The 14,887-nt window shown below is 52.0% G+C and carries 11 protein-coding genes; 9 read left to right on the top strand and 2 right to left on the bottom strand.

Translation table 11 applies throughout. The features are described from left to right. Positions 1–318 precede the first annotated feature (318 nt). On the top strand, positions 319–723 hold the full coding sequence (locus tag SH449x_RS06920) for a hypothetical protein (RefSeq protein WP_482380596.1): 405 nt from the start codon (positions 319–321) through the stop codon (positions 721–723). An 86-nt stretch (positions 724–809) separates the two neighbouring features. Here SH449x_RS06920 and rpoN read toward each other — a convergent pair whose 3' ends face one another. Beyond that, the gene (gene rpoN / locus SH449x_RS06915) at positions 810–2,300 is read right to left on the bottom strand and encodes an RNA polymerase factor sigma-54 (RefSeq protein ID WP_482380595.1); all 1,491 of its coding nucleotides are present in this window, start codon (positions 2,298–2,300) and stop codon (positions 810–812) included. 218 nt (positions 2,301–2,518) lie between these two features. On the opposite strand from rpoN, the gene SH449x_RS06910 reads away from it, so the two are divergent. The 6 genes from SH449x_RS06910 to SH449x_RS06885 all read left to right on the top strand — a co-directional run bounded on the left by SH449x_RS06910 (position 2,519) and on the right by SH449x_RS06885 (position 8,532). Beyond that, positions 2,519–2,893: a nucleotide pyrophosphohydrolase gene (locus SH449x_RS06910; RefSeq protein ID WP_482380594.1), complete on the top strand. Its 375-nt coding sequence runs from the start codon at positions 2,519–2,521 to the stop codon at positions 2,891–2,893. A gap of 82 nt (positions 2,894–2,975) precedes the next feature. Beyond that, on the top strand, positions 2,976–3,455 hold the full coding sequence (locus SH449x_RS06905) for a 6-pyruvoyl trahydropterin synthase family protein (RefSeq protein ID WP_482380593.1): 480 nt from the start codon (positions 2,976–2,978) through the stop codon (positions 3,453–3,455). Next, the gene (locus tag SH449x_RS06900) at positions 3,452–4,372 is read left to right on the top strand and encodes a histone deacetylase family protein (protein ID WP_482380592.1); all 921 of its coding nucleotides are present in this window, start codon (positions 3,452–3,454) and stop codon (positions 4,370–4,372) included. The genes SH449x_RS06905 and SH449x_RS06900 overlap by 4 nt, the downstream gene beginning before the upstream one ends. A gap of 11 nt (positions 4,373–4,383) precedes the next feature. Next, a complete protein-coding gene (locus SH449x_RS06895) occupies positions 4,384–5,688 on the top strand; it encodes a hypothetical protein (RefSeq protein WP_482380591.1) in 1,305 nt (434 codons plus the stop codon). 173 nt (positions 5,689–5,861) lie between these two features. Beyond that, on the top strand, positions 5,862–7,745 hold the full coding sequence (locus SH449x_RS06890) for a peptidylprolyl isomerase (RefSeq protein ID WP_482380590.1): 1,884 nt from the start codon (positions 5,862–5,864) through the stop codon (positions 7,743–7,745). A 4-nt stretch (positions 7,746–7,749) separates the two neighbouring features. Then, positions 7,750–8,532 carry a hypothetical protein gene (locus SH449x_RS06885; protein ID WP_482380589.1) on the top strand — a complete coding sequence of 261 codons (783 nt, stop codon included), beginning with the start codon at positions 7,750–7,752 and terminating at the stop codon, positions 8,530–8,532. A 25-nt stretch (positions 8,533–8,557) separates the two neighbouring features. Here the strand turns inward: SH449x_RS06885 and SH449x_RS06880 are convergent, their stop codons facing one another. Then, positions 8,558–10,507: a hypothetical protein gene (locus tag SH449x_RS06880; RefSeq protein WP_482380588.1), complete on the bottom strand. Its 1,950-nt coding sequence runs from the start codon at positions 10,505–10,507 to the stop codon at positions 8,558–8,560. Here SH449x_RS06880 and SH449x_RS06875 point away from each other — a divergent pair. Together SH449x_RS06875 and aceE are read left to right on the top strand one after the other, a co-directional pair. Then, positions 10,501–11,811: a glycosyltransferase gene (locus SH449x_RS06875; RefSeq protein ID WP_482380587.1), complete on the top strand. Its 1,311-nt coding sequence runs from the start codon at positions 10,501–10,503 to the stop codon at positions 11,809–11,811. The genes SH449x_RS06880 and SH449x_RS06875 overlap by 7 nt on opposite strands. 259 nt (positions 11,812–12,070) lie before the next feature. Further along, the gene (aceE, locus tag SH449x_RS06870) at positions 12,071–14,800 is read left to right on the top strand and encodes a pyruvate dehydrogenase (acetyl-transferring), homodimeric type (protein WP_482380586.1); all 2,730 of its coding nucleotides are present in this window, start codon (positions 12,071–12,073) and stop codon (positions 14,798–14,800) included. The last annotated feature ends 87 nt before the right edge of the window (positions 14,801–14,887 follow it).

Genomic DNA, 14,887 nt, shown 5'->3' with positions numbered 1-14,887 from the left:
CGGCTCCCTTGTCGTTGCGACCATTCGGTTTAGCCTCGATTTCGAGTATAATTAGACCCGTCTGGGATGCAAATTTGCATCGATCGCGCAGACCTTGCCGCGCCTCGATTGGCAACCAACAAGCACCATTCGGGTGGGTTTCAAGGGAAAATCTGATGGGATTTACAACGTTTCCACCCTAAAACCATCAAAAACTGTAGTCAAATCGATACACACATACCGATTGCGCAGCCTTCAACGTCGATTTTGATGACAAATGGTATGATTAGTTCCGCCTGTAGGGGCTGGTTTTCTAATTCCGATACTTTTCTAATTTTTATGAGATTCACGCTGCTGAAGCACAAAACGACTCCGCTGTTGGGACGTTCCGACCACCTGGACCTACTGCTTCAGACACGTTCTGGAGAATCCCCCGACGATCGCAGCTTGATGGCCTTCGAATTGCCACTTCAACCAACTTACTGGGGAACACTTTTGGTGCGCCGCCTCCCTATGCACCGCCAGCTGTTTCTTGACTATTCCGGGGAACTGAGCGGCGGCCGTGGTTGCGTTTCGCTAATCGAAACAGGCCCAATGGTTTGGCAAAAGAATACCGAAATGGAAGTTGGGTTTAGTCTGACTCTGAAATCCGCAGCTTGGGCGGTGAACTCAGGCACCTGGCGGTTCCACCACCAAGGTGATAACCTATGGAAAGCTGAACACCGAATGGAAGCCCGCGAGTAAGGCGCCTTGAAAGGGTTGCCATATCCGTCCAAACCACAGCCTCCCTAAAAGCGACCTTGGCTTATCGCCAGAATCGTCCGCCACCCTCAGGATTTGCCCCAGTCGCGACGCTGACGACTACTAGGGATACCCATCTTTTTTCGATACTTGGTAATCGTTCGTCGCGCGACCCCTAGGCCATGCTTGGTAAGCTCTGCAACTAAGTCATCATCGCTGAGCGGATTGGCCTTGTCTTCCTTGTCGATGATCTCTTGAAGCTTTAAACGAATGGCTTCGTAAGCAACATCCTCGCCATCCGCAGAGGTGGTTCCGAAAACGAAAAAGCGACGAAGCGGAAAAATCCCCCGAGGGGTCTGAATCCATTTGTCGTCAACAGCACGGGAAACCGTCGTGACGTGAACCCCAACTTTGTCTGCGATCTGTTGCATTTTCAACGGCTCGATCGCCTCGGGACCTAAATCTAGAAACTTTCGTTGGTAACTAACAATTTCCTGAGTGACACGAGTTAGCGTTCTGCGTCGCTGCTGAATGGACTCGATTAGCCACTGAGCACTTCCAATCTTTCGCTTGATAAACTCCCGCTCCTCCTCCGTGGCGTTGGGGTCGGACAGTCTCTTGCGATAGTACTCGCTTATCCGCAGCGGGGGTAACGAATCATCCACCAGCCTCACTTGATACTCGCCATCCTCGTCGAGCTCGACAATGACGTCTGGGGTGACGACGGGAACGTAAACCTCCATAAATGCTGCGCCAGGCTTGGGATTCAATTGGTGCAACTGCTCCCGAGTCTCTTTGATGAGCTCGATCGAGTAACCGGTTCGCTTCTGAATATTCGGCAAACGATTCTCTGCCAAATCGTCGAGGTGGTGTGCAATGAGCGTTCGCATTTGATCAGCCAGCCGCATGTCGGGCCGTACCTGATTCAATAGACACTCCCTGAGGTTGCGAGCAGCAATTCCCGCCGGTTCCATCGACTGGACCAGCAACAGCGCTTTTTCCGCCAGTTGCAAATCCTCTGGCTGGTGATCAGGAGGCAAAATGTCGGGCAAAGACTGCTTAAAGTAGCCGCCATCTCTCGCGTCTAGGCAAGAAATGATCCTTTCGGCAATTCGTTCGACGGCGTCATCGATATCCAACTCTGCAAGCTGGTGCAAAAGAAAATCGTTGAGAGACTCAGGACGTTCCGCAGCGTTTGCCATCAAGTCATGAGCTCGATCGGATTCGTCCTGGATTCGATTGCCGGAGCGTCGAAAATCGTCGAACGTATCTGGCATATCGTTATCCATGTTGGCCAGCCGCTCAAAGTCCTCGGCATTGGACTGACCGTCCTTGACCACCAGCTCTTTCTCGTCCTCGGTGCGTGAAGAGTTGGGATTAGGGTAATCCTCCGGTTCCTCGTCCGGCAGCGAGTCGTCTCGCTCCTCAACCTCGAGCATCGGGTTCTCATTCATCTCCTGCTCTATCCGCTCCTGCAACGCCAATATCGGTAGCTGCAGAATCTCCATCGACTGGATCATCCGAGGAGCCAGCTTTTGCGTCTGAACTTGCCGCGCTTCGAGTCCGAACGAAAGTCGCATAGTATGTCATTCCTAATTTTGAATCAAACTTATCCCCTACACTCTAGCATTTTTCTAGGGTAAAGTGCAGAGAGATTTCCGGCAATCACACGGAATGGGTACGTGATTTGCTCGTGATTTGCTATCGCTGCCCCGCCCCTCGCAGATGCCACGCCCGCTAAGCCGTCCACCAATCCAGTTGACAAAAACACCGAACCCTCGCAATGTCGTGCATATCCATGGACCAAACTAACGAGTCAGAACTGACAATCGCAAGACTACAATCTGAAATCGACACTTGGATTCGAACCATTGGCGTTACCTACTTTTCCGAGCTCACCAATCTTGCCGTTTTGGTGGAAGAAGTGGGCGAACTGGCTCGGCTGCTCGCACGCACTTACGGGGATCAAAGCTTCAAAAAGTCAGACTTGGGACGCAACCTTTCTGACGAAATGGCCGACGTGCTATTCGTTTTGGTTTGCCTGGCGAATCAGTGCGGAGTGGATTTGACTCAAGCTATGCGCGACAACTTGGCCAAGAAGACCGACCGTGACAAAGACAGGCATCTGAACAATCCGAAACTTAAGGTAGCCGATTCGTTAGAGCAAAACTAAAATCCGTGTGACTCTTGGTTTTAAAAGCCACCACCTACCCTGATTTTGCTCTTTAATCATTCTTGGAAAACGACGTTAAATTATGAGCCTCACCATTATGCGACGCATCAAGTTCTGCGCTGGTCACCGGCTCTACAAGCACGGTGGCAAATGCGAGAACTTTCACGGACATAATTACGTAGCGGATTTTTTTGTCTCTAGCGACGATCAGGATTCTGTCGGACGCGTCATCGATTTTTCCGATCTTAAGAAACTCTGCAAAGGCTGGATCGATGAAAATTGGGACCATAGCTTTTTGATCTTCGAGCATGACGAGAATGCCATCCATGCACTTAGGCAGGTCGAACCGTGTCGTCTCTTTCTGATGCCCTACAATCCGACTGCAGAGAACATGGCCAGGTATCTTATGGAGGAGGTTTGCCCCAAACTCCTCGCTCACACCGGTGCGACCGCAACCCGTGTTCGTATCTGGGAAACAGATGAGTCTTTTGCAGAAGCGGCAATCGATAGCCAATCTCAACTCGTGATCTCAAGCGTGGACGCAACCGAGCAAGATTTGTGAAGCTTTTCTACACCGATCACTTCGAACTGCCCCTACCAACAGGGCACCGTTTCCCGATGTCGAAGTACCGATTGCTCCGAGATCGGATCGTGCGCTCATCGAACCACGAAAAAGATATCCTGCTCGTCCCCCCGGCGGCTACACGCGAACAACTATCCCTCGCTCATGACCCGAGTTACGTCGAGCGGGTCATCTCAGGCCAATTGTCTCCCCAAGAAATAAAGCGTATTGGCTTTCCTTGGTCCGAGAAAATGGTCGAACGTTCCCGCCGAAGCAGCGGTGCGACGCTGGTTGCCGCTCGAACCGCGTTGTCCGAATCGATATCGGTAAACCTAGCCGGCGGAACTCATCACGCCATGTATGACGCTGGCGAAGGATATTGTGTCTTCAACGATGCTGCCGTAACGATTCGCGCGCTTCGCTACGAAGGCTTGATATCCCGGGCTATCGTCATCGACTGTGACGTGCATCAAGGAAATGGCACTGCCCAGATTCTGGGGCGAGATCCCTACGTTTTCACTTTCTCGATTCATGGTGAAAAGAATTTCCCCCTTCGCAAACATCCCGGCTCGCTCGACGTAGAATTGCCAGATGGAACAAACGACGCGACTTACCTAAACGCACTCCAGCGTGGACTGGAGCAATCGTTTGCCCACGGCCCCTACGATCTTATTATCTATTTAGCAGGTGCCGATCCTTTCGAATTGGATCGACTCGGCAGACTGGCCCTAACCAAGCCCGGCCTACAAGCTCGAGATCAATTAGTTCTCGACTTCGCGAGAAAGTCTCACACTCCCATTGCGATCGCCATGGCGGGCGGCTATGCCCCGAACATTGATGACATTGTTGACATTCACGCAGCGACTATCGCCTTGGCATCAGAGTTTTTCACGCAATCTACTAACAACATCGTCTAAGGAGCGTTCCATTGACAAAGGGATGGCTCACTCCTGTACTGGTGCTCTTGATAAGTTTTCTAATTCGCTGGATTGCGATCGCTTTCGCGTCTGACGCTTTTCAATCCGACCCCGATGCATACCGATCCTTGGCAATCGAACTCAATGCAACCGGCATCTTCGGTTTAAACTCGCACCCCACGGCCTTTCGGCCCCCACTCTATCCCTGGTTGCTATCTTGGGGCGTCACCGATGTTCGCTCGCTGAGCAGTCTTTATCTTACAATCTGCCATGCGTCGCTGGGTGCAGCAACTTGTTTATTGACTTGGCATATGGTTCGGGAGATTATTCTTTCTCGCAAGGAATCCTTTGCAAGGGCTCGCTTTATTTCTTCAGAAAGCTTGTTACCTTTGGTCGCAGCCGGCCTGGTTGCGATCGATCCCATTCTGATACGCCAATCCCAATTGGTCATGACCGAGACGTTAGCCACATTCTTGACGACATTGACTTTGTGGCTCATGATCAATTTGTGGAAGACGCCCAAGCGGAGTGACTTTTTCGTGGTTGGATTAGCTCTCGGACTTTCCGCTCTTTGTCGACCGACCGCTATTGCTTGGGCTGGTCTTTTTTTTGCATTACTTCTAGTGTATCGCGTTCCACGATTTCGCTTAAAAGCTTCGAGTCCCTTTCCCAATCTCACTCAGCTATCGTTACTCTGCCTCGGGATTGCCGTTGTCATTGTGCCTTGGTCCGTTCGCAACCGAGCCCAATTGGATCGTTGGATTCTGACGACCACGCATGGCGGCTACACGCTGTTGCTTGCTAACAATGACTCACTTTATGACCATATCGAAACGACCTCAGGTCGCGACTGGGATGACACCGCTTTCCAATCGGAATGGGCTAGCAAGATCCAAGGCGTGCCGGAGCTTGAGCAGGACCACATCGCCAACACTCTCGCGTGGAAAACAATTCGCGCTCGCCCCATCACCTTCGTCAAGAGTTGCGTGGTTAGACTTGGTTGGCTGTGGGCGTTATGGCCGAATCAATCCGGGATTTTGATGCGATCGGCCATTGGAGCATGGTATGGATTGGTTTTTGCGGGGGCTATTTGGGGCGTCACCTTGGGCTTTCGGAAAGGAAATTGGCCCAATACGCAATCATTTCTACTCCCCGCTTGTTGTCTCATCCTGAGCCTTTGTGCAGTCCATTCGATTTATTGGAGCAATCTTCGAATGAGAGCAGTTGCTATGCCCGCGATTTGTGTAGCAGCCGTTTTTCCGCTCGTACTTCCTTTCCGCTCGAGGCAAGACGAACCCGTTCGTGGGAAAGAATGAGCAGAGCTCTGACTTGCTGACTTAGTTGCTAGCATTTATTCGCAGCGATTCCGGTCAAGCTGATATTGACCCCGCTTTCGCCAACGCCGTACATTCCCGGCTCAACCCAAATTGCTGCCCCCAGCTTTCACGCGCCTTCGTTCGCATAACCGTACATTCATGGAGGAATGACCATGCCGCTATCAATAAACTCTCGCCGAAAACTTTTCCGAGTCCTTTTCTTGAGCGCTTTGACCATCCCGTCCTCCGCCGCATTCGCACAGGACCCATTAAAACGACTTCTGGGACGTCAAACCCCGGCGACGACTGCCTCTGCCAAAACCGAAATCAAAACGGACGGCAAGGCTGATCCGCAAACTCTGGTCGCAGCTCTAGTCAATGGAAAGCAAATCACTATCGCTGAGTTGGCACAACAATGCCGCCTGCGATTCGGAACCGAGATTCTGGACGACATCATCAACAAAACGATGTTGATGCAAGCTTGCCAAGCCCAAAACATCGTCATCGAGGCTCGCGACGTCGATATGGAAATTTCGAGGATTGCAAGCAAGTTCCGATTGACGACCACTCAGTATTTGAAGCTGCTCGAGGATGAGCGAGATATTCCACGCGAGCAGTATGCTACCGAGATTATTTGGCCGATGCTCGCCATGCGCGCTCTCGCCAAGGACACGATCGTTGTCACCCCGCAAGATATTGATCGCGAATTTCAATCCCAGTACGGGCCGAAGGTAAAGGTTCGGATGATCGCTTGCGAGAATCGCGAGAAGATTGCCAAGCTTCACGAGCAGGCTGTCGCAAATCCTGATTCGTTTCGGAAACTAGCTAAGGATCATAGCGAGGATCCAGATTCGGCTAGCGTCGAAGGCCTGTTGCCGCCGATTCGACGATACCTCGGCGATGACGAACTAGAGAATATCGCCTTTTCCTTGAAGCCGAACGAAGTGTCTCGCGTCTTTCAAGCAGGGGAAATGTACGTCATCTTGCAATGCGTACACCATATCGAAGGAGTTCAGCCTCCTGGGCCTCAGATGCAAGAAATCGAAGCCCGCATTAAGTCGGAGATTGAAGAGCAAAAGCTTCGTGATTCTGCCGAAACTGTTTTTACTTCCATTCGAGAGAAAGGAAGCGTGACGCTTGTGCATGGCGACCCTCAACTCGAAGCACAGTACCCAGGCGTGGCAGCAATCGTGAACGGTCAAGCGGTGTTGATGGAGTTCTATGACAAAGCTTGTGTCAAACGACATGGAAAAAAAATTCTGCAAGGTGAGATCAATCGAAAGCTAGTTGAAGAGGCACTCGAGCAGAATCGACTTGCCGTTACTCAACAAGACCTAGATGCGGAACTCGCAAACGTTGCCGATTACTTCGGATTCCGAGATGCGAATGGGACTCCAAACGTCGTCGGCTGGCTGGAGGATGTTAATCAACGTGAGGGATTGTCCAGGGAACTTTACCTCCGGGATGTGACTTGGCCAACTGTCGCCTTAAAGAAGCTCACTGCCGGACAAGTGCAAGTTACCGAGCAGGATCTGCAGATGGGTTTTGAATCCAATTACGGACCGCGAGCAGATGTATTGGCCATTGTTCTGAGTAGCCAGCGAACAGCCCAGGAGGTATGGAACCTAGCTCGCGGAAACACGAGCGAACAATTTTTCGGAGAGCTTGCTGCTCAATACTCCGTCGAGCCTAGTTCACAAAGCAACTATGGCGTTGTTCCACCACTGAGAAAGCACGGAGGTCAACCGATAATGGAAAAAGCCGCTTTCGAGTTGGCTCCTGGTGAACTTTCTGGCATCATCGAAGTCAACGGTCGTTACGTTCTGCTCAAGTCTCGCGGTCTGACGACTCCTGTCGTTTCCCGTATGGATGATACGGTTCGAAAAGAACTCTATCAGAATTTAATCGAAAAGAAGCAACGTCAAGCGATGGACCAATACCTTCGCAAACTTTTTGACGAAGCAGAAATCGTGGATTTTATTAATGCGAAAAACACTCGTGTGAGGGCCTCAGAAGCTAAGGCCGTTTTGGACTCCAAGGAATCTTCGCAGAGATAATCTCATGCCCAACCAGAGAACTTCCAGCAAGGGGACACGGCGAGCGTTTCCGGCTCATCGGCAGACCGTCATAGACATTTTGGTGGCGTCCCGATCCGTACCCGCGTTTCCTCTCCTGCGAGATCTCCAGCTCGGTGTGACGGAAGCCGCACGCAAGGCCTGTAGGACGCGCATAGGTTGGACCGCCATTTTCTTGAAAGCCTATGCACTGGTCTCTAAAGAAATTTCGGAACTGAGAGAGCGGTATGTGCGATGGCCCACCGAGCATATTTACCGACATCCAAGCACGGTAGGGTCAGTCTCCGTACATCGGAAAGACGATTCGGGCGAACCTCGGTTGATCTGGGCTAAAGTCTACAATGCCGAAGAGAACAACTTAGTCGCCATACAGGAACAACTTAACGATGCCGTTTCAAAACCGCTTGGTGAGATCTACCGTGAGGGCTGCATTCTAGAACGTGTTCCTCGATTGCTGAGACGCGCCTGCTGGTGGTGGGCCATGCACTGCTCGGGGCGAAAGCACTGCAAGCATGTTGGTACTTTTTCCATTTCCAGCCTTGCATCGCAGAACTGCTTGAACGCCTATCACCCCCTCATTACGGCTACCAGCCTGGCCTTTGCCCCCATCAATGACAGTGGGGTGATGCCGACTGTATTGATTTGCGATCATAGAGTTCTCGATGGCATGCTCGCAGCTCAAGCACTGCAATCTCTTGAAAACAAGATGCAGAATGAAATCGTAGAAGAACTGCGATCCTTAGCGCACGTCCGATCAAACGTTGCCTGAGAGAATGGCCGTTGATCAACCAGACTTATTCCTCTGGGCCGGTGGAGGTTGCTTTGAGCCTGGGCCGCTTTTTAAGAAATTGCTGCCATGCCTCAGCAGATATTTGCGTTCTGTCTAAATGAACAGACTCCAAGCGGGACATGCCTTCAAGCACTTTGAGCATGTCATCCGTTACCTGGGTGCCAGTAAGCCATAGTGTCCGGATGGAGCGATTTCCTGCCAATTGCTGCACGCCGATGTCGGTGATCTTGCAATTCGTCAAATCGAGCTCCGTCAGGCGAGCCATCTGCTGAAACGCGGTCAAGCTCGCATCAGTTACCTTGGTATTCTCAACACTTAGTCGAGCGATGTCCCACGGACCTCCTCCCGCAGAAAATGCAGCATCGTCGACCTGCGTAAAGGAAACGTCAATCCAATTCCAAGCCGTCTTGTTTCCCAGCAAACGAATCAGCCACTCCGAATCGACACGGCAACGACTTAGCACCAAATCGGACCGATTCCCATGCGGCAAGTAAAACAACGAGCTGGCAGGAATATTTTGCATATACTCGGCGTAAGCCTCAGGCAGTGCCTCATCATCCCAAGGCATGAGGATCGCATTGCTGTCTTGGAAATATAAGTGCTTTAGAAACTGGATCAATTGGGTGCGAGACTCACGGCTAGAATCCATCCAGCGATGAACAAGTCCGCATGCATGGCTGTACCGGAGCGCCAGATCGGTCGGCTTTCGAAACGTTACGCCGGCCATCCGGCCAAAGGAATCGGCCGTCAGCCAGGTTTCGTTGCGTAGAAAATGGAAGCGAGCAGGCTGCAAACGGGGTGCATCCCAACCACCGACATCGACCAATATGGCTGGCCCCAGTTCGCGAATGGATAGGGATTCCATGTATAACGCGATCCCTTCTGCGGCCCAAAAGCCTGGAGTCGAGTCTGGGTCGAATTCGATTGGCTTGGATGATGCCTCAGCAAAAAATTGGTGCGTTAGTTCATGCACCAAGGTGGCGTAGCTTTTGGACTGGTCGAGGTAAAAGAACGAGTGCTTTGCACCCTGGCTGTAGTATCCTGTAGAAAGTTCGACGTTGGGAACCTGCCGCTTCAAAGATTCCTCGTATTCGCGTCGATTCGCGAACAAGACAACCTGATAGGGAGTTGTGGAAGCTTTCAACGACTCACCACTAACTTGCCAGTAGTCATAGAAGACTTGTTGCCAAACGGCGAATACTTGTTCGCAAAGCTCGGCCAACATGGCTGAGTCCGATTTCGATCCCCGAGATGCGATATCGAAGTGAGGTGTCCGAATCCATTCGTAAGACGATCCTCTCCAACCTGTCACCGGATGATTAGGATTTTGATTAGGACCAGACCGTTTAGGATTGATGATCGCCTCCGCAGGAGACCATTTGTCCCCAAAGGGCTGATTGCTGAGCATCGTTAGCCCGACATGAGCCCAACGCAACCGGAAAGCAGCCTCGCTTTGCTGTTCAGACTCTGCGGCTTGGATTTTCTGGCGGATGGATCGCAAAAGATCGTCGAGTTGTGATTCGAACTGTTTTCGTTCCAAGTCGGAGGTAAAGGCTTGCCTCAAGGCGAGCGTCTGGCGTTTGGCTCGTGACGCGGAGCTTGGCAGCACAAATCGTTGACGACCATCTGCCGGTTTTGTTAAAGAGGCTTTTAAAGAACGGAAGAACTCGAAGTTGGGATGCTGCGGGTTTTTAGCTTGGGGTAGCTCTTCGACCCAGGCCAATAAGGCCTTCGCCTCGGGCAAATCCGCGACCTCGGAAGCTTGCGTGGCTGGATTGACCTTCACAAGAGCCACCGCGAGCATCGCAAAACAAACGAATCGTTGGACGACGCGGGTTTTCACCGAATTTAACCGCAGTGCTGCCTGGATCGAGCGACCAGACGGCTCGAGACTGTTCAACGAAAATGCTCCCGCCATTCGAACTCCGACCAAGAATGCTATATTGATTGTCAACTATCGCTATCCGCCGCTCTTATTCTAACGCAATTTTTCCCAACGTGACTCAAGCTCGCAGTCGAATCAAGCTAATGTTTTGCGCCTCGAGCATGGAGGGGGGAGGTAGCGAGCGACAATTGCTTTACTTGCTGGAGCGTTTGGATCGTGCTCGGTTCGACTTGCGACTTTACCTGGTCTACAGAAAGGGGAGCTTGCTCGAACGAGTTCCAGCAGACGTCCCAATCGATTCTTTTTGGGACCAGAACCGACAAAGATTATGGAGTTGGCGATTATGGAATTGGCCGGGGCGAATCCATCGCATGCAGGTCAAACATCTAGCAAAAACGATTGAGGAACACAACATACAAGTCGTCTATGATCGCTTGTTTCACGCAGCGATGATTACAGGCCCTGCGGTCGCTAAGTGCGTCAAGGCACAATGTGCTAAGGAGTCAGTGACGCCTCAACCCTGCGTGCGACGAGTTTCTACGATTGTCTCCCCTCCGTCACGCGATGTGGTACGGTCCGAGAAGCGATGGTTGTACTTCAAGAAGCGACTTCTGAGTGCTTCGTATCGCTCCGCGACGAGATTATTAGCGGTGAGTCATGTGACTGCGGTTGATGCAAAAACCTTTTACGATTTGGGCAATAAGCAGATCGAGGTCGTACCGAGCCCGGTTGACTGGGAGCAAATCGACAAACAAGCCGATGCGCCGATCGCGGATTCCGACTCATTGAAGCTTTGGCAGCACAACGGAGGACCTCGCGTGGTGTCTGTCGGAAGACTTAGCAGCGAAAAGGGGCATCGCTACCTGATCGACGCGTTAGGAATCTACATGCGAAACCGCCAGCCAGATACGCCAGCACTCAAGTTGCATCTCCTGGGTGATGGGCCTTGTAGAAGTGATCTCGAGCGACAAGTACGTGATTTGGGACTCGTTCAGCAGGTACATTTCCACGGCCATGTCGCTAACCCTTACCCGTACATGAAGCAATGCGATCTGTTCGTTTTGCCATCGCTCTACGAGGGGCTACCGAACGCGTTGCTCGAGGCCATGGCTTGCCGAGCAACGGTGTTGGCCACCAACACGGATGCCGGTGCGGGCGAATTATTGCGGGAGCACCCGCTTGGAAGCTTAGCGGAACCGGGCAATGCCTTATCATTAGCGGAGCAAATGCAAAATCGATTTCAGAACGCCGATAATTGGGATACAAGACGCGAGCCGGCGCGAGAATTTGTCCTTTTGAGGCATGATTTCTCGCAATGGATCGATCGCATGTCATCGATTTTTGAGGAATCGGGGGCCCTCAAGGGAGGCTAGTTTCACTTTTTGACCCACCAAGGAGTATCGAGCCCCCTTTCATCGCGCATTCCAGACCGAGCACAAACAGGCGCTAAATTGTTCGATGCTTGGCGGTTATGGCTACGGCGGACCTTTACGCGCAGGCATAATTTCGGGACAATGCAGGTTTTCGCAATTATCTTAGCTAGCGGTAGGTAGCCGGGCGATTCTTTATGAACGCGGGACCCTTGCCGAGAAGTTAAAAGTCATTTGGGAATCTTGAGAAAGACGAGTTGTTATGTCGGATGCTGAAGTTCTGGGGGATATTGACCCTTCGGTGGTGGCCGCAGCGGGCCAACTAGCGGCACCCATCGACGTTGATCCAGCGGAAACCAGCGAGTGGCTGGGATCACTGGACTACGTCAGTAAAAGCAAGGGTGAAGAGCGCGTTCAGTATTTGATCAAGGCTTTAGAGAATCGGGCACGCAGCACTGGCATCTCGATCCCCTTTGACACCAACACTCCGTACGTTAACACCATCCCGTTGTCCAAGCAGCCTGTTTATCCGGGCAACCGGGAGATGGAGCGACGTATCAAAAGCATCATTCGCTGGAACGCCATGGCGATGGTCGTACGGGCGAACAACAAGAACAAGGGACAGGGGGGGCACATAAGCACCTTTGCGAGTAGCGCAACCCTCTACGAAGTCGCGTTTAATCACTTCTTCCGAGGCCGTGGCGAATCCGGCTACAACGGAGACCACGTTTACTTTCAGGGGCATGCTTCGCCTGGCATGTACTCACGTGCTTACGTTGAGGGCCGACTGGATGAGAAAAAGCTTGAGAACTTCCGTCGCGAGCTAGCGGACGGTGGCGGATTATCTAGCTACCCGCACCCATGGCTCATGCCTGATTTTTGGGAGTACCCCACCGTTTCGATGGGTTTGGGGCCGATCATGTCTATTTACCAAGCTCGGTTCAATGAGTATCTGAATGACCGGGGACTCAAGGATACGAGGGGCCAAAAGGTATGGGCGTTTCTCGGGGATGGAGAATGCGACGAGCCGGAAACACTCGGAGCTATCACGCTAGCCTCACGAGAGAAACTCGACAATTTAATCTTTGTCGTGAACTGCAACTTGCAGCGACTCGATGGTCCTGTTCGCGGGAACGGCAAGATCATGCAAGAACTCGAGGCCGTGTTCCGTGGTGCAGGCTGGAATGTGATCAAGGTCGTCTGGGGTAGTGATTGGGACGTACTGCTCGACAAGGACGAGTCAGGCTTGCTCGTTCAACGAATGAATGAAGTCGTGGATGGTCAGTATCAAAAGTATGTGGGAATGCCAGGTTCCTACATCCGCGAGCACTTCTTTGGCAAGTATCCTGAACTGCTCAAGCTGGTGGAGAACTACTCCGACGAGAAGCTTGAGAAAATGAAACGTGGGGGGCATGATCCCGAGAAGATGTACGCCGCCTACAAGGCTGCCGTTGAACACAAAGGTCAGCCGACGGTTATTTTGGCAAAGACGATCAAAGGGTACGGGCTTGGGGAAGCAGGTGAGGGGCGAAATATCGCTCACAATCAGAAGTCCATGAACGAGCGGGAATTGCTAGAGTTTCGCAGCCGGTTCGGTATCCCGATTTCCGACGAAGAGGTTGCCAACGCACCGTTCTATAAGCCACCGGCAACAAGCAACGAGATCAAATATCTCAAAGAGCGACGTGAGGCTCTAGGAGGTTCGCTCCCAAGTCGTCCGCTCGCCATTCCAAAGACCGAGACCCCGACTTTGGAAAGCTATCGCAAGTTCATGAGCACTCAAATCGAGGGCAAGAACATCAGCACGACCGCTGGCTTTGTTCGATTGCTTACACGAATGGTTAGGGACAAGCAAATCGGGCAGCAGATTGTCCCGATCGTGCCAGACGAGTCTCGAACCTTTGGTATGGAGGGGTTGTTCAAGGATATAGGCATCTATGCACATGCCGGTCAGTTGTACGAACCGATCGATTCCGACCAAATTGCGTACTACAAGGAAGCTCGCGATGGGCAGATCCTGGAGGAAGGGATCACCGAGTGCGGGTCCATGAGCAGCTTTGTGGCTGCGGGGACTGCTTATTCGGCCCATGGAATCAATATGATTCCGTTCTACATCTACTATTCCATGTTCGGTTTCCAGCGAGTTGGTGATTCGATCTGGGCTGCCATGGACATGAGAGCCAAGGGCTTTTTGATTGGTGGAACCGCAGGACGCACAACGCTTAACGGCGAAGGGCTGCAACACCAGGACGGTCACAGCCACCTCAACGCCATGGCGTTCCCTCTGGTTCGAGCTTACGATCCCGCTTGGGCTTATGAGACGGTCGTCATCGTGATGGATGGATTGCGTCGTCTGTACCAAGAGGGTGAGACTGGCATCTACTACATCACCGTTCACAACGAAGATTACGACATGCCATCGATGCCTGAAGGTGTCGAGGATGGAATCATTCGGGGCATCTATAAGTTCAAGTCCCGTGAGGTTGAGGGGGCACGCGCACGCGTTCAACTCTTTGGCTCGGGAGCTATTCTCCGCCATGCACTGGAAGCTCAAGAGATTTTGGCGGAACAGTACAAGGTAGCCAGTGACGCGTGGAGTGTTACCAGCTACACCCAACTTCGGCGCGAGGCTCAGGATCTCGAGCGTTGGAATATGCTCCATCCCGATCAACCAGCCCGCAAAGCTTATATTCAACAAGTGCTCGAGGGAGTCGAGGGGCCGATTATTTCGGCGAGCGACAACGTTAGGGCAGTTGGTGAGCAGCTTCTGCCTTACATCGAGCAAGACTACTATGTACTCGGTTGCGACGGAATGGGACGAAGTGAAACGCGACCCGCTCTGCGTCGGCATTTCGAGGTTGATGCGCAATCCATCGTCATTGCAACGTTGTACCGATTGAGCAAGAAGGGCTTGTTCGATCCAAAAGAAGTAGCCAAGGCGATCCAAGACCTGGGCTACGATTCCGAAAAGCCAAATCCGCTGTTTGCTTAACGGGCCAGATAGTCATATCAATTACCGAATCTCAGCATGGCGAGATTCGGACCAAAGCAATGTTTCCTTTGTATCTTCCTCACACAT

This window comes from Brakhagea baltica (genome assembly GCF_052161605.1).
In the GTDB taxonomy this organism is placed as follows: domain Bacteria; phylum Planctomycetota; class Planctomycetia; order Pirellulales; family Pirellulaceae; genus JBKCUI01.
The sequence above is the reverse complement of the archived record's forward strand: the minus strand, read 5'-3'. Positions and strand labels throughout refer to the sequence as shown.

Bases quoted from the DNA above. Each gene is read 5' to 3' on its own strand.
- SH449x_RS06920 (WP_482380596.1), top strand. From the start codon at position 319: ATGAGATTCACGCTGCTGAAGCACAAAACGACTCCGCTGTTGGGACGT.
- rpoN (WP_482380595.1), bottom strand. From the start codon at position 2,300: ATGCGACTTTCGTTCGGACTCGAAGCGCGGCAAGTTCAGACGCAAAAG.
- SH449x_RS06910 (WP_482380594.1), top strand. From the start codon at position 2,519: ATGGACCAAACTAACGAGTCAGAACTGACAATCGCAAGACTACAATCT.
- SH449x_RS06905 (WP_482380593.1), top strand. From the start codon at position 2,976: ATGAGCCTCACCATTATGCGACGCATCAAGTTCTGCGCTGGTCACCGG.
- SH449x_RS06890 (WP_482380590.1), top strand. From the start codon at position 5,862: ATGCCGCTATCAATAAACTCTCGCCGAAAACTTTTCCGAGTCCTTTTC.
- SH449x_RS06885 (WP_482380589.1), top strand. From the start codon at position 7,750: ATGCCCAACCAGAGAACTTCCAGCAAGGGGACACGGCGAGCGTTTCCG.
- aceE (WP_482380586.1), top strand. From the start codon at position 12,071: ATGTCGGATGCTGAAGTTCTGGGGGATATTGACCCTTCGGTGGTGGCC.